This is a genomic window from Pseudomonas stagnisoli (assembly GCF_048595745.1).
Classification (GTDB): Bacteria; Pseudomonadota; Gammaproteobacteria; order Pseudomonadales; family Pseudomonadaceae; genus Aquipseudomonas; species Aquipseudomonas alcaligenes_A.
Genome location: NZ_CP184361.1, coordinates 3,664,953 through 3,681,662, shown reverse-complemented (window position 1 = coordinate 3,681,662; position 16,710 = coordinate 3,664,953). Strand labels below are relative to the sequence as shown.

Here is a 16,710-nt window from a genome sequence, read left to right as displayed (position 1 = left end):
ATGCGCGCGCTCGCCTGGCTGGCGCTCCTGCCGCCGCTGCTGGCCTCCGCCGGGCCGGCGCCGCTGCAGCTGGCCTGGCACACGCCACAGGGCGCCGAGCTGCTGCGCCTGGACGGGCAGCAGCTGTTGTCCCGCGAGCCGTTGCCGGCGAACCTCGAGGCGCCGCTGGGCAGCCTTTGGAAGCTGTTCGTCTACGCCTACCAGATCGACCGCGGCCTGCCCGATCCGGGCTATGCCTGCACCGGCCAGGATCGCGAGGAGGTTTACTGCTGCAAGGCCGGCGAGCGCATCGACCGTGACCAGGCGCTGGTGCGTTCCTGTGGCCTGTACTTCGCGCCGCAACGCCTCGGTCTGCAGGCCGGCGAATGGCGCGACTACTGGCAGGCGCGGCATGCGCCGGACTGGCTGCTCGATCTCGACCAATTGCAGCCGCAACGCCGGGTGGCGATCGGCGAGCTGCTCGACAGCCTGACCACGCTGCCGGCCCAGGCCGAGGCTCGCCGCGTACTGCTCGACGTGCCGGTGAGCGCTGCCGACGGCGCGCTGCTCGGGTCGCTCGGCAGCCGCCTGCGGGTGAAGACCTGGAGCTGGCTGGCCGATGGCGATACCCAGGCACGCCAGGGCGGTTTCGCTGGCTGGCTGGTCGACGGCACGCCGCTCTGGGCTGGCGGCTCCGGCACCAGTCAGGGTGTGCTCAAGCGCCATGCCGAAGCACTCGGCAAGGTGCTGCCGGCACCCTGGCCGGCGGAGCCGGGTGGCTGCGTCGAGGTGGCGCTGTTCGATCGCTATCCGCTGCGCGGCCTCAGTCGCGCGGATGGCGGAGCGGTGAGCCAATCCGGCGCGCTGCGCGGCCATTACCGGGTGGCGTTCGCCAACGGCAACACGCTGGAGATCGAGAGCCAGGGCGAGCTGTTCCTGCTGGCTGGCGAGCAGCCTCGGCTGGTGGCCCGCCTGAGCCGCGAGGAATACGTGGCGCGGGTACTGGATCGCGAGGCAACGGCGCAGCCGGCCGAGGCGGCCAAGGCCCTTGCTGTGAGCATCCGCAGTTACCTGCTACAGAACGGCGAGCGCCGTAGCGAGTGCCTGGCGATCCGCGACAGCAGCGCCCAGCAGCGCGTGGCGCCGCGCCCGGCCAGCGCCGCCGCGCGCGAGATAGCCGCCTGGACCGCCGACCTGGTACTGGCCGGCAGCCCTGTCACCTATCACGCCGACCAGCCCGGCGTGGATCGCCTGGCCTGGAGCCAGGCTATCGAGCAGGCGCAGGCCGGCCTGCGCTACGACGCCATTCTCGCTCGCGCCTTTCCGCGTGCCAGCCTGAGCCGTTGGGACCGGCCGGTGGCCGCCTGCCAGCCGCTACCCGCCGCCGAGGACTGGCTGCACAAGCAGCGCCGCAGCTGGCGTGAGCTGCTGGATCGCGAGCCGGGCTATGCCGAGACCGCCGAATTCGCCGTGTGTCGCCTGTACAGCGGCAACCCGCATGTCGACCGCGAGCGCCGACGCATCTACGTGCGCGGCCTGCAGTCGTTGCAGGACCGCCTCGACCTGGCTCACGAATACCTGCACCTGGCCTTCGACGCTCATCCAAATGGCCAGGATGAAACCTATATCGAGGGCCTTGCCCGCCATCTGCTGCTGGAAGCTCAGCCATGACTCATCGTTTCTACTCGGTCGCCTTCCTGGCCTGCGCCATGCCACTCGGCGCGTTTGCCGACATCACGCTGGACACTCCGCGCGCCGGCTGGCGAACTGGCTCGGACGAGGGCGCGCACTTTATGCAGGAGGTCAACTACCCGGCTTCGGCGGTCAACAGCGCGCCGGATCAGGGCGACAGCGCGCGCATCCGCGGGCAGATCAGCGCCACCGACAAGGCGCCCAGTGGTGCGCCGGCGCGCCTGGTGGTGAACGGCCTGAGCATGCCGCTCAAGGTGCAGGAGGGCGGTGGTTTCGACCGGCCCTTCGTGTTCCCGGCCGGCAGCAACAACGTCGAGGTGCGCAGCCCGGATGGCCAGCAGGTACGCCGCGTGCAGTTCTACAACAACGGCAGCGGCGAGACGCCGGCCAAGCTACGCGTGGTGCTGTCCTGGGACAGCGACAACACCGACCTCGACCTGCACCTGGTGACGCCCGACGGCGGCCATGTCTGGTATGGCGAGCGCGCGCTGGCCAACGGCGCGGCGCTGGACGTGGATGTGACCGGTGGCTTCGGCCCGGAAATGATCGCCTCGCCAACCCCGCTAAAGGGCGAGTACCTGGTCTACGTCAATTACTACGGCGGCGGGCAGAGCTCCGAGGGCAACATGGCGCAGGACCTGACCACGGCCCAGGTGACGCTGATCAGCGGCGAGGGCAGCTCCAACGAGAAGCAGGAGTCCTTCCTCATCCCCATGCGTGCACCGGGCGAGCTGACCCTGGTAAAGCGCTTCAGTTATCCCTGAGCGATGTAGGACGGGTGCAACCCGCGTTACCCAGGGTGCATTGCACGCGGGTTGCACCCGTCCTACGGCTCAGGCCTCAGGCGCCTGCCAGGCATCGATCACTTCCTGCGCCGCGCGGAAGGCGTCGATGGCCGCCGGCACGCCGGCGTAGACAGCGCAATGCAGCAGGGCTTCGCGGATTTCCTCCACCGTGCAGCCATTATTCAGGGCGCCGCGCACATGGCCTTTCAGTTCCTGCGGGCATTTCAGCGCGGTCAGCGCGGCCAGGGTGATCAGGCTGCGGGTCTTGCGTTCCAGCACGCCGCGGGTCCAGACCCCGCCCCAGGCGTGTTCGTTGACGAAGTCCTGTAGCGGCTGGGTGAAGTCGGTTGCGCTGCCCAGGGCGCGGTCGACGAAGGCATCGCCCATCACCTCGCGGCGCACCTGTTCGCCCTGTTTACGGTTGTCACTCATCGCCTTACTCCGAAGATCAGCGTTGGCGGTGCCAGGCGCGGGCGCCGATCACCGCCAGCGTGATGGCTGTCAGCGGCAGCACGAAGGTCAGCATGGCGTGCTGGAAGGCACCGAGCCAGGGCGCGCCGCTGCTGTTGAAGATCAGGTAGGTGGTGTAGAGCGCGTAATAGCCGATGAACAGCGCGCCTTCCCAACGGTTGATCGAGTAACCGTTGAAGAAGATCGGCAGGCAGGCGATGGCCACCGCGATCATCACCGGGAAATCGAAGGCCAGGGCATTGGCTGCAACCGGGATGGCGCTGGGCGAAAGCAGTGCCGCCAGGCCCAGCACGCAGAGCAGGTTGAAGATATTGCTGCCGACGATATTGCCCACGGCGATATCGCGCTCGCCCTTGATGGCGGCCATGACCGAGGTGGCCAGTTCCGGTAGCGAGGTGCCCACGGCGACCACGGTCAGGCCGATCACCAGCTCCGTCATGCCCAGGGCGCGGGCCAGTTGCACAGCGCCCTCCACCAGCAGGTTGGCGCCGCCGACCAGCAGGGCCAGGCCGACTACCACCAGGGCCGCGTTGATGGCCCAGGCGTAAGGTTTGGGCGTCTCATGCAGGCCGTACTCATCCTCGAACTCGTCACCGGCCTCGTTCTTCTTCTCGCGGCGGCTGTTGATGATGAGGAAGGCGGTGTAGGCCAGTATGCCAGCGAACAACAGTGCACCGTCCAGGCGGCTCAGGCTGCCGTCCCAGGCCAGGGCCCAGGTCACCAGGCTGGCGCCGATCATGATCGGGACGTCGAGGCGGATCAGCTGGCGCGATACCAGCAGGGGGGCGATCAGCGCCGTGAGGCCGAGAATGAACAGGACATTGGCAATGTTGCTGCCGACCACGTTGCCGATGGCCAGGTCGCCGCTGCCGTCGAGGGCAGCCTGCACACTCACCGCGGTTTCCGGCGCGCTGGTGCCGAAGGCCACCACGGTAAGGCCGATGATCAGCGGCGGGATGCCGAACTGGGCGGCCAGCCGGGCGGCGCCGCGTACCAGTACCTCGGCACCAGCCACCAGCAGCACCAGGCCGGCGATCAGATAGACGAACGTCATCAGGGTCATGTCGAGCTCCTTGCGCAAAATCGTCAGAGCATAGCCAACTGCGGGTCTTGCGTGCAGCCCCTGAGTGTGGCGCCTTGCTTCAGTCGTCCAGGCTTTCCACGCGTACGGTTGCGACGCCGGCGCGCAGCATGTCCAGCTGGCGGGCAGCCGCCTGCGACAGGTCGATCAGGCGGCCACGACCGTGCGGGCCGCGGTCGGTGATACGCACCACCACTGAACGCTCGTTGCTCAGGTTGGTGACTCTTACCTGGGTGCCGAATGGCAGTTCGCGGTGCGCAGCGGTGAGCGCATTGTTGTTCAGGCGCTCGCCGCTGGCGGTGCGCCGGCCATGGTGGCGCGAAGCATAGTAGGAGGCCTTGCCCTGGGCCTGGTAGCTGGGCTCGGGGCGGGGCTTGGCGGGGGGTGTCGGTGCCTTGGCCACTGGTGCAGGCTGTGGCGCCGGGGCGGGCGTCTCGAGCTGGCGCTCAAGTGGCTTGCTGGCGCAGCCGGCCAGCAACACGAGCGGCAGGATGAAAGTCGCGATCTTGTGCATGGCGGCTCCCGGAGAAAGGAACGCCGGGTTGCCCCGGCGTTGCGCTCTTAGTTTTCGAGCTTCTTCTTCAGCAGCTCGTTGACCTGACCGGGGTTGGCCTTGCCCTTGGCGGCCTTCATCGCCTGGCCGACGAAGAAGCCGAACATCTTGCCGCGCTTGGCCTCGTCGGCGGCGCGGTATTGCTCGACCTGCTCGGCATTGGCGGCGAGTACTTCATCGAGCAGCTTCTCGACGGCGCCGCTGTCGGTGTTCTGCACCAGATCCTTGGCCTTGATGATCTCGTCCGGCGTGCCCTCACCTTCGGCCATGGCGGCGAATACGGTCTTCGCGGCCTTGCCGTTGATGGTGCCATCCTTCAGGCGCAGGATCATCTCGCCCAGGTGCTGTGCAGAGACCGGCGACTGCTCGATCTCCAGGTTGTCCTTGTTCAGCAGGCTGGACAGCTCGCCCATCACCCAGTTGGCGGCCAGCTTGGCATCGCCGCAGACCTTGGCCACCTGCTCGAAATACTCGGCCATCTCGCGGCTGGCGGACAGCACGCTGGCGTCGTAGGCCGACAGCCCGTACTGGCTCTGGAAGCGCTCGCGCTTCTGGTTCGGCAGCTCCGGCAGGGCGGCGCGCACCTCGTCGAGGAAGCTCTGCTCGATCACCACCGGCAGCAGGTCGGGGCAGGGGAAGTAACGGTAGTCGTTGGCTTCTTCCTTGCCACGCATGGAGCGGGTCTCGTCCTTGTTCGGGTCGTACAGGCGGGTCTCCTGCACCACCTTGCCGCCGTCCTCGATCAGCTCGATCTGGCGCTGAATCTCGTGGTTGATCGCCTTCTCGATGAAGCGGAAGGAGTTGACATTCTTGATCTCGGCGCGGGTGCCGAAGGCTTCCTGGCCTTTCGGGCGCACGGAGACGTTGCAGTCGCAGCGCAGCGAGCCTTCGGCCATGTTGCCGTCGCAGATGCCCAGATAACGCACCAGGGCGTGGATGGCCTTCACGTAGGCCACCGCTTCCTTGGCCGAGCGGATATCCGGCTCGGAGACGATTTCCAGCAGCGGCGTGCCGGCGCGGTTGAGGTCGATGCCGCTCATGCCGTGGAAGTCTTCGTGCAGGCTCTTGCCGGCGTCTTCTTCCAGGTGCGCGCGGGTAATGCCGATGCGTTTGACGGTGCCGTCTTCCAGGGTGATGTCCAGGTGCCCTTTACCGACGATGGGATGATCCATCTGGCTGGTCTGGTAGCCCTTGGGCAGGTCCGGGTAGAAGTAGTTCTTGCGTGCGAAGACGTTCTGCGGCGCGATGTGCGCGTCGATCGCCAGGCCAAACTTGCAGGCCATGCGCACGGCCTCGGCATTCAGCACCGGGAGGGTGCCGGGCATGCCCAGGTCGATCAGGCTGGCCTGGGTGTTGGGCTCGGCGCCGAAGGTGGTGGCGCTGCCGGAGAAGATCTTCGATTGGGTGCTGAGCTGAGCGTGGATCTCAAGCCCGATCACGGTTTCCCATTGCATCTTGAATGTCCCTCAAATCTGTTGCGGGCTGCCCCCTCTCTCGCTGGCGGGAGAGGGTTGGGGAGAGATGCGCGCCCCCTCCCCTGGCCCCTTTCCCATGAATGGGAGAGGGGAGGGTATGTCTTAGAATCCGGCAGGTGCCTGTTTGTGCCAGTCAGTCACCTGCTGGTACTGATGCGCGACGTTGAGCAGGCGGGCTTCCTGGAAGTAGTTGCCGAGCAGCTGCACGCCGACCGGCAGGCCGTCGACGAAGCCGGCGGGCATGGACAGGCCCGGGATGCCGGCGAGGTTGGCGGTGATGGTGTAGATGTCTTCCAGGTAGGCCGAGACCGGGTCGGCGCTCTTCTCGCCGAGCTTCCAGGCCGGGTTCGGCGTGGTCGGGCCGAGGATCACGTCGACTTCCGCGAAGGCGCTGACGAAGTCTTTCTTGATCAGCCGGCGGATCTGCTGGGCCTTGATGTAGTAGGCGTCGTAGTAACCGGCGGACAGGGCGTAGGTGCCGACCATGATGCGCCGCTTCACTTCCGCGCCGAAGCCTTCGCCGCGCGAACGCTTGTACAGGTCTTCGAGGTTGACCGGGTTCTCGCAGCGGTAGCCGAAGCGTACGCCGTCGAAGCGCGACAGGTTGGAGCTGGCTTCCGCCGGGGCGATCACGTAGTAGGCGGGAATCGCATGCTGCATGTTCGGCAGCGAGATGTCCTTGACGGTGGCGCCAAGCTTCGTCAGCTCCTCGACCACGGACATGACCTTCTCGCCGATACGCGCGTCGAGGCCGGCGCCGAAGTATTCGCGCGGCAGGCCGATGCGCAGGCCGGCCAGCGGCTGGCTCAATGCGGCCAGGTAGTCATCGATCGGCTGGTCGACGCTGGTCGAGTCCTTCGGATCGAAGCCGGCCATGGCGCCCAGCAGCAGGGCGCAGTCCTCGGCGGTGCGGGCCAGCGGGCCGCCCTGATCGAGGCTGGAGGCGTAGGCGATCATGCCCCAGCGGGATACCCGTCCATAGGTCGGCTTGATGCCGGTGAGGTTGGTCAGCGCGGCTGGCTGGCGGATCGAACCGCCGGTGTCGGTACCGGTGGCGGCCGGCAGCAGGCGCGCGGCCACGGCGGCGGCCGAACCACCGCTCGATCCGCCCGGTACGCGGGTCAGGTCCCAGGGGTTCTTCACCGGGCCGTAGTGGCTGGATTCGTTGGCCGAACCCATGGCGAATTCGTCCATGTTCAGCTTGCCCAGGGTGACCGTGCCGGCGGCAGCCAGCTTCTCGACCACGGTGGCGTTGTAGGGCGCCTTGAAGCCGGTGAGGATCTTCGAGCCGCAGCTGGTCAGCACGTTCTGGGTGCAGAACAGGTCCTTGTGGGCGATCGGCGCGCCGAGCAGGGCGCTCTCTTCGCCACCGGCACGGCGGGCGTCGGCGGCCTTGGCCTGTTCCCGCGCCAGATCGGCGGTCACGGTGATGAAGCTGTTCAGTTGCGGGTCGAGCTGGGCGATGCGCGCCAGCAGGGCGTCGGTCAGCTCGGCGGAGGAGAAGGTCTTGTCCTTCAGGCCGCGGGCGATCTCGGCCAGGGTCAGTTGATGCATGGGGAACCCTTTCCTTTTATTCGATGACTTTCGGCACGAGGAACAGGCCGTTTTCCACGGCCGGGGCGACGGCCTGGTAGGCGTCGCGCTGGTTCTGCTCGGTCACGGTGTCGGCGCGCAGGCGCTGGGTGGCTTCCAGCGGATGGGCCAGGGGCTCGATGCCGGTGGTGTCGACGGCCTGCATGGCGTCGATCAGGCCGAGGATGTTGTTGAGGGTGGCGGTGGTTTGCGGAATTTCGCTCTCGGTCAGGCCCAGGCGGGCCAGATGGGCGATTTTTTCCACGTCGGAGCGTTCGAGCGCCATCGTGAGTCTCCAGAAAAACGGGCGGGGAACGGATGCCGCGCGGGGCGGTCAAAGGCCGCGAATTGTGGGCCATCGGGCCCGGAAAAGCAGGCAATTTAGCATATCTGGCGCCTTGCCCAAAGGGCGGCTCGTTGATAGAGTTTGCCGCACTTTTTTACCCAGCGTTTTCATCGCGCTCTGTCTAGGGCTTCTTCCTCATGTTCAAGAAACTGCGTGGCATGTTTTCCAGCGATCTGTCGATCGACCTGGGCACCGCCAATACCCTGATCTATGTCCGCGAGCGTGGCATCGTCCTCAACGAGCCGTCTGTGGTCGCCATTCGTAGCAGTGGCAACCAGAAATCCGTGGTTGCCGTCGGCACCGAGGCCAAGCGCATGCTCGGCCGTACCCCGGGCAACATTTCCGCCATTCGTCCGATGAAGGACGGCGTGATCGCCGACTTCAGCGTCTGCGAGAAGATGCTGCAGTACTTCATCAACAAGGTGCACGAGAACAGCTTCCTGCAGCCGTCGCCGCGCGTGCTGATCTGCGTGCCGTGCAAATCCACCCAGGTCGAGCGTCGCGCCATTCGTGAATCCGCTCTGGGCGCCGGTGCCCGTGAAGTGTTTCTGATCGAAGAGCCGATGGCGGCCGCCATCGGTGCCGGCCTGCCGGTCGAAGAGGCCCGTGGTTCCATGGTTGTCGACATCGGCGGCGGTACCACCGAAATCGCCCTGATCTCGCTGAACGGCGTGGTCTACGCCGAATCCGTGCGCGTCGGCGGCGACCGCTTCGACGAAGCCATCATCACCTACGTGCGCCGCAACTACGGCTCGCTGATCGGCGAATCCACCGCCGAGAGGATCAAGCAGGAAATTGGCACCGCCTACGCCGGCGGTGATGTGCGCGAAGTCGACGTGCGTGGCCGTAACCTGGCCGAGGGCGTGCCGCGCAGCTTCACCCTGAATTCCAATGAAGTGCTGGAAGCGCTGCAGGAATCCCTGGCCACTATCGTGCAGGCGGTCAAGAGCGCGCTGGAGCAGTCGCCGCCGGAGCTGGCGTCCGACATCGCCGAGCGCGGCCTGGTGCTGACCGGTGGTGGTGCGCTGCTGCGCGACCTGGACAAGTTGCTGGCCCAGGAAACCGGCCTGCCGGTGATCGTTGCCGAGGACCCGCTGACCTGCGTGGCGCGCGGCGGTGGTCGTGCCCTGGAAATGATGGACCGTCACTCCATGGACCTGCTGTCCACCGAGTGATCCCCTTAGGGGTGACCCGAAGCCGGAAGCTGGTCCTTCCGGCTTTGTGTTTTCTAGCCGTCAGTCGAGGGTAGCCGTCATCAAACCGTTATTCGCCAAGGGACCGTCGCTGGGCGTACGACTGCTGGTGCTGGTCGTGCTGTCGGCCGTGCTGATGGTGGTGGATGCGCGCTTCGAGGTGCTGCAGCCGCTGCGCTCGCAGCTCGGCCTGATCGTCGAACCGACCTACCGCGTGGCTCGCCTGCCGATGACGCTGTGGGAGGAGGCGACCCAGCAGATAGCCAGCCGCAGCGAGCTGGTGGCGGAGAACGAGAAACTCAAGGCCGAAGCGCTGCTGATGCAGGGGCGCCTGCAGAAGCTGGCCACCCTCACCGAGCAGAATGTGCGCCTGCGCGAGCTGCTCAATTCCGCCGCGCTGGTGGAGGAAAAGGTACTGGTCACCGAGCTGATCGGTGTCGACCCCAATCCCTTCACACACCGCATCCTGATCGACAAGGGCGAAAAGGACGGCGTCTTCCTCGGTCAGCCGGTGCTCGATGCCCGCGGCCTGATGGGCCAGGTGGTCGAGGTGATGCCCTATACCGCCCGGGTGTTGCTGCTCACCGATACCAACCACAGTATCCCGGTGCAAGTGAATCGCAATGGCCTGCGCGCCATCGCCGCTGGCACCGGTAATCCTGAGCGCCTGGAGCTGCGCCATGTGGCCGACACCGCAGACATCAAGGAAGGCGATCTGCTGGTCAGCTCCGGGATGGGGCAACGCTTCCCGGCCGGCTATCCGGTGGCTACGGTCAATGAAGTGATACACGATTCCGGTCAGCCGTTCGCCATCGTTCGCGCCGTGCCCACTGCGGCGCTCAATCGCAGCCGCTACATGCTGCTGGTGTTTACCGACGGCCGCACGGCGGAAGAGCGCGCCACCGAGGCCGCCGAGGCCCAGGAAGCCGCCGACCGCAAAGCCGAAGCCGCCACCGGGCAACCACCGGCGTCGCCCGCAGCCGTGCCAGCGCCAGCAACACCGGCCGCTCCGGCGGCTCCAGCCGCTGCAGGGAGTCAGTGATGGTCCGGGTCAAATCGCGCAATTCCTGGCTGCTCTGGGCCAGTCTGCTGCTGGCGCTGCTGTTCAGCGTGGCGCCTATCCCGTTCAGCGAGCATCCGCAACTGCGTTTCCTCGAGCTGGGTCGGCCGCTGTGGCTGGCCCTGTTCCTGTCCTACTGGGTGCTGGTCCTGCCGCAGCGGGTGGGCATGCTCACTGCCTGGTGCCTGGGGCTGGTGGTGGACGTGCTCAATGGCACGTTGCTGGGGCAGAATGCCCTGATGCTTACCCTGATCGTCTTCCTGGTGCTGTCGTTGCAGCGGCGCCTGCAGATGTTCCCCACCTGGCAGCAGAGCCTGGTACTGCTGGTGGTGTTCGGCATCGCCCAGCTGGTGCAGCTGTGGCTCAACGCGCTCACCGGCAACCGTCCCCCGACCCTGGCGTTCGTCCTGCCGGCGCTGATCAGCGCCTTGCTCTGGCCCTGGGTGTTCGCCATTCTGCGGGGGCTGCAACGGCGCTTCGGAGTTTACTGAGGCGCCCCACCTCCCCACTCCAGACCAGGAGATGTCTGCATGGCCTCGCTTCATCTGGCCTCGGGTTCCCCCCGCCGGCGCGAGCTGCTGGCGCAGATCGGTGTGCCCTTCGTCACGCTAATCGCTTCCATCGATGAAACGGCATTGCCCGGCGAGCCTGCCGAGCGCTATGTAGAGCGCCTGGCGAGGGAAAAGGCGCTGGCCGGGCTGGCCGCGCTCAACGACCCGGCCGGCGCTGTGGTGCTGGGCGCCGATACCGCCGTGGTGCTCGATGGTCGCATTCTGGGCAAACCGGCCGATCAGGCCGAGTGTTTGGCCACGCTGGCCGCGCTGTCCGGGCGTGAGCATCAGGTGCTGACCGCCGTGGCGCTGGCCAGCGCACAGCGCATCGAGTCGCGGGTGGTGAGCAGTCGCGTGCGCTTCCGCCCGCTGCGTGCGGGCGAGGCCGAGGCCTACTGGGCGACTGGTGAGCCCTGCGACAAGGCCGGCAGTTATGGTATTCAGGGGTTGGCGGCGGTGTTCGTCAGCCAGCTCGAAGGCAGTTATTCGGCCGTGGTCGGCCTGCCGCTGTGCGAAACCGCGCAGTTGCTGGGGGAGTTCGGAATTCCGTGCTGGCAGGCCTGACCTGCCGGCCCACAACAATGAGAATGGCGGTGGCCCCAAGCCGCAGCGCGCAGAGTAGGACGCATGAGCGAAGAGATCCTGATCAACATCACGCCGATGGAGTCGCGCGTGGCGGTGGTGGAAAACGGTGTGCTGCAGGAGGTGCATGTCGAGCGCACGCAGAAGCGCGGCATCGTCGGCAACATCTACAAGGGCAAGGTGGTGCGGGTGCTGCCCGGCATGCAGGCAGCCTTCGTCGACATCGGCCTGGAGCGCGCGGCTTTCATTCATGCCGCGGAAATCTCCAATCGCGAGGGTAGCGCCGTTGAGTCCATCGGCGCCCTGGTCCACGAGGGGCAGAGCCTGGTGGTGCAGGTGACCAAGGATCCGATCGGCACCAAGGGTGCACGCCTGACCACTCACCTCTCGATCCCTTCGCGCTACCTGGTCTACATGCCGCGTACCGCGCATGTCGGCATTTCCCTGAAGATCGAGGACGAGGCCGAGCGCGAGCGTCTCAAGCAGGTTGTGGCCGATTGCGTGGCTGCCGAGGGCATCGAGGAGGTCGGCGGTTTCATCCTGCGCACCGCCGCCGAGGGCGCTGGCAAGGACGAGATCCTGGTCGATATCCGCTACCTGCGTCGCCTGTGGGAGCAGATCGCTGCGCAGATGAAGACCGCATCGACCCCCACGGTGATCTACGAAGACCTTTCCCTGGCGCTGCGCACCCTGCGTGACCTGGTCAACCCGAAGATCGAGAAGATCCGCATCGACTCGCGGGAAACCTTCGGCAAGATCACCCAGTTCGTCGACGAGCTGATGCCGGAAATCGCCGATCGCCTGGAGCACTACCCCGGCGAGCGGCCGATCTTCGACCTGTATGGCGTCGAAGACGAGATCCAGCGTGCCCTGGAGCGCAAGGTGCCGCTCAAGTCCGGCGGCTACCTGATCATCGACCCGGCCGAGGCGATGACCACCATCGACGTCAACACCGGCGCCTTCGTCGGTCACCGCACCCTCGAAGAGACCATCTTCAAGACCAACCTCGAGGCAGCCACCGCCATTGCTCGCCAGCTGCGCCTGCGCAACATCGGCGGGATCATCATCATCGACTTCATCGACATGGAAGATGAAGAACACCAGCGCCAGGTGCTGCGCACCCTGGAGAAGCAGCTGGAGCGCGACCACGCCAAGACCAACATCATCGGCATCACCGAGCTGGGCCTGGTGCAGATGACCCGCAAGCGCACCCGCGAGAGCCTCGAACAGGTGCTGTGCGAGCCCTGCAGCGCCTGCCAGGGCCGCGGCAAGCTGAAGACGCCGGAAACCATCTGCTACGAAATCTTCCGTGAGATTCTCCGCGAGGCCCGCGCTTACCAGGCCGAGGGCTATCTGGTGCTGGCCGAGCAGAAGGTGGTCGACCGCCTGCTGGACGAGGAGTCAGGCAACGTCGCCGATCTGGAGGCCTTCATCGGTCGCACCATCAAGTTTCAGGTGGAGAGCATGTATTCCCAGGAGCAGTACGATGTCGTGCTGCTCTGAGGCGCTGCGCTGAATGGGCCTGCTGATTCGACTGCTGCGCGCGACGCTTGGCCTCTGCGCCATGCTGCTGGTGCTCGCCGCGCTCTATGTGAGCCTGGGGCGAGAGCTGGTGCCGCTGGTCGCCGAATACCGCGATGAAGTTCAGGTCAGAGCCCAGGCGGCAGTGGGCATGCCACTGTCGATCGGCCATCTGGAAGGCGGTTGGAGCGGCTTCGACCCGATCCTCACCGCGCATGACGTGCAGCTCGGCGAGGGCACCGACGTGGTGCGCCTCGACCAGGTGCGGGTGGTGCCGGATGTGCTCGCCAGTCTGTTGGCTCGGCAGCCGCGTATCGCCAACCTGCAGCTGGAGGGCCTGCAGCTCAGCCTGCGCCAGGCCGAGGACGGGCGCTGGACGGTCGAGGGCCTGCCGCAGCGCGAGCCGGCCGCAGCGCCGCAGCCGCAGAAGCTGATCGATGCGCTGCAGATGGTCGCCAAGGTATCGCTGCTGGGCAGCCAGCTGACTCTGGAGCCGCGCGGGCGTGAACCTCTCAGCCTGACCTACATCGACCTGACACTGCGCAGCGGCAGCGTGCGCCAGCATCTCGATGGTCGCCTGCGGCTGCCGGACGGCCAGCCGCTGGCCTTCGACCTCAAGGTCCAGCTGGACAGCCAGGACTGGCGCGCGAGCAAGGCCGACGCCTACCTGAGCCTGCCGCAGAGCGACTGGGCCGCCTGGTTGCCGGCCGGGCTCACCCGTGACTGGCACCTGGACCGCGCCCAGGCCGGCGGCGAGTTCTGGTTGCAGTGGGTTGCCGGCCAGGTGCAGCGTGGCGCGGCCCGCCTGCACGCACCGGAAGTGCGCGGCGCCTACGGCAAGCGCAAGGCCGTGCAGGTCAGCGATCTGGCGCTGAGCGCCTATTTCGAGCGGCGTGCGGACGGTTTCGATCTGCTGGTGGACGGTTTGGCGTTGAGTCTGGGTGATACCCGCTGGGGCGAGGTGCAACTGGCCCTGAGCCAGCAACTCGATGTCCAGGGGCAGGTGCAGCGCTGGGCGCTCAGTGCCGACCGCCTCGACTTGACCCCCCTGAGCCCGGTGATTCTGGCCCTGGCGCCGCTGCCCGATGCCGCTACCGAGGCCCTGGAAGCGCTGCGGCCAAGTGGCGCCCTGCGCAACGTGCAGCTCGACTACCGTCCGCAGCTGAGCGACGCCACGCGGGTGCGTTATTCGGCCAACCTGGAGCGCGTCAGCATCGGCGCCTGGCATGGCTCGCCGGCGGTAGAGAATGCCAGCGGCAGCGTGCGCGGCGACCTTGGTAGCGGCGAAGGGCTGACCGCCAGCGAGAACTTCGGCCTGCACTTCCCGGAGCTGTTCCCCGAGATGTGGCGCTACCGCCAGGCGGGCGCGCGCCTGCTGTGGGAGCTGGATGAGGAGGGTTTCACCCTGCAGAGCCCGTACCTGCAGGTGGTGGGCGACGAGGGGCGGGTAGCGGGCGATTTCCTGGTCCGGCTAAAGAAGGACCCGGCGCAAGAGGACTACATGGACCTGCGTGTCGGTCTCAAGGACGGCGATGCGCTGCAGGCCAAGAAGTACCTGCCGACCCGCTCGCCGGGCCTGAGCCCGGCCCTGGCCGACTGGCTGCAGACGGCAATTCGCGCCGGGCATATCGAGGATGGCTGGTTCCAGTACCAGGGTTCGCTGGCCAAGGGCGCCGACGAGGCGGCTCGCAGCATCAGCCTGTATTTTCTGGTGAACGGTGCCGAGCTGGCTTTCCAGCCTGGCTGGCCGAGCCTGCGCGAGGCGCGCGGCGAAGTACTGATCGAGGACGATGGCGTCGACGTGCGCGTGCCTGCAGCCCGCATTCTAGATAGCCGGGTCCGCGACGTGACGGTCAGCATTCCCAAGGCCGCCAACGGCCAGCCACCGCGCCTGGCGCTGGCGGGCGAGCTGGAGAGCAGCCTGCCCGATGCCCTTAAGATTCTCCAGGAAGCGCCCATCGGTACGGCCGAGACCTTCGCCGGCTGGCAGGGGCAGGGGCCGCTGAGCGGCAAGTTGAAACTGGATATCCCCCTGAGCCAGGGGCAGAAGCCGCAGATCCAGGTGGACTTCGCCACCCAGGGGGCACAGCTTAAGATCAGTACCCCCGAGCTGGAGCTGAGCCAGCTTGCTGGAGCCTTCCGTTTCAACAGCGCCAGCGGCCTCAGCGCACCGGATATTCGCGCCCAGGTGCTCGGGCATGCGGTGCGTGGGCGTGCCCTGGCGCAGGGCGCGCGCGGCAAGGCGCGCAGCCGTATTGAGGTCAATGGTCGGGTGGCGTTGAATCGCCTGAGCAGCTGGCTCGGTGTCACGCAGCCACTGCCGCTCAGTGGTGAGCTGCCCTATCAGCTGAGCCTGATTCTCGATGGCGGCGACAGCCAGCTGCGCGTCGACTCCAACCTCAAGGGGCTTGCGGTGAACCTGCCGGCTCCCTTCGCCAAGCCTGCCGCGGCTGAGCGCAGCACCAGCTGGCGTATGACCCTGCAGGGCCCGGAACGGCGCTACTGGCTGGACCATGGCGGCCTGGCCAACCTGGCGCTGGCCGCGCCGCCGGGGCAGTTCGGCAATGGTCGTGGTGAGCTGCGTCTGGGCGGCGATCCGGCGCGCCTGCCGAGCACGGCGGGGTTGCGGGTCAGCGGGCGTCTCGCCGAATTCGACTGGAGTGCCTGGCAGGCGGCGCTACAGCCCTACCAGGCGCTGGCCGGTGACGGGCAGAATCGCAAGCTGTTTGCCGGAGCTGATTTGCGCATCGATCAATTCAGTGGCTTCGGTACCCAGGTCGATAATCTGGGCGTGAAGCTGGCACCGGTGCAGGGCGGCTGGCAACTCGACCTGAGCAGTGCCCTGCTGGAAGGCAGGGTCGGCCTGCCCGATGCCAAAGGCGCGCCCATCGACATCGACCTGGCCCGTCTCAGCTTTCCGCCGGCCCAGCCGCCCGAGGCTGGCGCGCCGGTGCCGGACAAGCCCGACCCGCTGGCGACGGTCGACCCGCGGCAGATCCCCGCAGTGGATGTGCGCATCGCCAGGGTGATGCAGGGCGATGCGCTGATCGGCGCCTGGTCGCTCAAGGCCCGGCCCTCTCCGCAGGGCGTGCGCTTCAGTGAACTCAAGCTTGACCTCAAGGGGCTCAAGGTCGGTGGCGAGCTGGGCTGGGAAGGCGCTGCCGGTAGCAGTGCCAGCTGGTACAAGGGGCGTATCGAGGGCAAGAACCTGGCCGATATCCTCAGCGCCTGGGGCTATGCGCCGAGCGCCACCAGCGAGCGTTTCCGCCTGGACATGGATACCCGCTGGCCTGGCTCGCCCGCCTGGTTCGGCCTGCAACGGTTGTCCGGTAGTCTGGATGCCAGCCTGCGCAAGGGTCAGTTCGTCGAAGTGCAGGGCTCGGCCTCGGCCCTGCGCGTGTTCGGCCTGCTCAACTTCAACTCGATCAGCCGTCGCCTGCGCCTGGACTTCTCCGACCTGCTTGGCAAGGGCTTCAGCTACGACACCACCAAGACCCTGCTGGTCGGCCAGGATGGCGTTTTCCAGACTCGCGAGCCACTCAAGGTCGTTGGTCCATCCAGCACCCTGGAGCTGAACGGTACTCTGGACATGGCACGTGAGCAGATCGATGCCAAGCTGCTGGTGACCCTGCCGGTGACCAACAACCTGCCGCTGGCCGCATTGATTGTCGGTGCGCCGGCCGTCGGCGGCGCGCTGTTCATTGCCGACAAGCTGCTGGGGGATCGCGTGGCCCGCTTCGCCAGCGTGCAGTACAAGGTCAAGGGGCCCTGGCAGGACCCGGAGATCAGCTTCGAGAAGCCGTTCGAGAAGCCGCGCTGAGTGACTTGCGGTAGGATGCAGGTATCAAT

Annotated in this window: 14 protein-coding genes; 8 read left to right on the top strand and 6 right to left on the bottom strand. The window is 66.8% G+C overall.

All coding sequences use genetic code 11. The annotated features are described in order from the left end of the window. Positions 1–1,650: a DUF2300 domain-containing protein gene (locus ACOAPY_RS17765; RefSeq protein ID WP_465154187.1), complete on the top strand. Its 1,650-nt coding sequence runs from the start codon at positions 1–3 to the stop codon at positions 1,648–1,650. Continuing rightward, positions 1,647–2,435 carry a YfaP family protein gene (locus tag ACOAPY_RS17760; protein ID WP_465154186.1) on the top strand — a complete coding sequence of 263 codons (789 nt, stop codon included), beginning with the start codon at positions 1,647–1,649 and terminating at the stop codon, positions 2,433–2,435. Before ACOAPY_RS17765 ends, ACOAPY_RS17760 begins: the two co-directional genes overlap by 4 nt. A gap of 69 nt (positions 2,436–2,504) precedes the next feature. On the opposite strand, the gene ACOAPY_RS17755 is transcribed toward ACOAPY_RS17760, so the two are convergent. The 6 genes from ACOAPY_RS17755 to gatC form a co-directional block, all read right to left on the bottom strand. After that, a complete protein-coding gene (locus ACOAPY_RS17755) occupies positions 2,505–2,888 on the bottom strand; it encodes a carboxymuconolactone decarboxylase family protein (RefSeq protein WP_465154185.1) in 384 nt (127 codons plus the stop codon). 16 nt (positions 2,889–2,904) lie between these two features. Next, positions 2,905–3,990, bottom strand: coding sequence for a calcium/sodium antiporter (locus ACOAPY_RS17750; protein ID WP_465154184.1), 1,086 nt, complete (start codon positions 3,988–3,990; stop codon positions 2,905–2,907). Between the two features lie 79 nt (positions 3,991–4,069). Continuing rightward, positions 4,070–4,522 (bottom strand): septal ring lytic transglycosylase RlpA family protein, encoded by a 453-nt coding sequence (locus ACOAPY_RS17745; RefSeq protein ID WP_465154183.1) that lies wholly within the window; start codon positions 4,520–4,522, stop codon positions 4,070–4,072. Between the two features lie 47 nt (positions 4,523–4,569). Further along, positions 4,570–6,015, bottom strand: coding sequence for an Asp-tRNA(Asn)/Glu-tRNA(Gln) amidotransferase subunit GatB (gene gatB / locus ACOAPY_RS17740; RefSeq protein WP_465154182.1), 1,446 nt, complete (start codon positions 6,013–6,015; stop codon positions 4,570–4,572). Between the two features lie 123 nt (positions 6,016–6,138). Next, on the bottom strand, positions 6,139–7,590 hold the full coding sequence (gene gatA / locus ACOAPY_RS17735; RefSeq protein ID WP_465154181.1) for an Asp-tRNA(Asn)/Glu-tRNA(Gln) amidotransferase subunit GatA: 1,452 nt from the start codon (positions 7,588–7,590) through the stop codon (positions 6,139–6,141). 16 nt (positions 7,591–7,606) lie between these two features. Further along, positions 7,607–7,894, bottom strand: coding sequence for an Asp-tRNA(Asn)/Glu-tRNA(Gln) amidotransferase subunit GatC (gatC, locus tag ACOAPY_RS17730; RefSeq protein WP_021701291.1), 288 nt, complete (start codon positions 7,892–7,894; stop codon positions 7,607–7,609). Positions 7,895–8,091: 197 nt separating this feature from the next. Here gatC and mreB point away from each other — a divergent pair, with 197 nt between their 5' ends. The 6 genes from mreB (at position 8,092) to ACOAPY_RS17700 (ending at position 16,681) form a co-directional block, all read left to right on the top strand. Next, positions 8,092–9,129, top strand: a complete 1,038-nt coding sequence (gene mreB / locus ACOAPY_RS17725) for a rod shape-determining protein MreB (RefSeq protein WP_021701292.1) — start codon at positions 8,092–8,094, stop codon at positions 9,127–9,129. 127 nt (positions 9,130–9,256) lie between these two features. Next, positions 9,257–10,189 carry a rod shape-determining protein MreC gene (gene mreC, locus ACOAPY_RS17720; protein WP_465154180.1) on the top strand — a complete coding sequence of 311 codons (933 nt, stop codon included), beginning with the start codon at positions 9,257–9,259 and terminating at the stop codon, positions 10,187–10,189. Next, positions 10,189–10,698 carry a rod shape-determining protein MreD gene (gene mreD / locus ACOAPY_RS17715; protein WP_465154179.1) on the top strand — a complete coding sequence of 170 codons (510 nt, stop codon included), beginning with the start codon at positions 10,189–10,191 and terminating at the stop codon, positions 10,696–10,698. Before mreC ends, mreD begins: the two co-directional genes overlap by 1 nt. A 39-nt stretch (positions 10,699–10,737) precedes the next feature. Continuing rightward, on the top strand, positions 10,738–11,322 hold the full coding sequence (locus ACOAPY_RS17710; RefSeq protein ID WP_465154178.1) for a Maf family protein: 585 nt from the start codon (positions 10,738–10,740) through the stop codon (positions 11,320–11,322). A gap of 63 nt (positions 11,323–11,385) precedes the next feature. Further along, positions 11,386–12,843, top strand: a complete 1,458-nt coding sequence (gene rng, locus ACOAPY_RS17705) for a ribonuclease G (protein WP_021701296.1) — start codon at positions 11,386–11,388, stop codon at positions 12,841–12,843. Between the two features lie 13 nt (positions 12,844–12,856). Beyond that, positions 12,857–16,681: a YhdP family protein gene (locus tag ACOAPY_RS17700; protein WP_465154177.1), complete on the top strand. Its 3,825-nt coding sequence runs from the start codon at positions 12,857–12,859 to the stop codon at positions 16,679–16,681. Positions 16,682–16,710 lie beyond the last annotated feature (29 nt).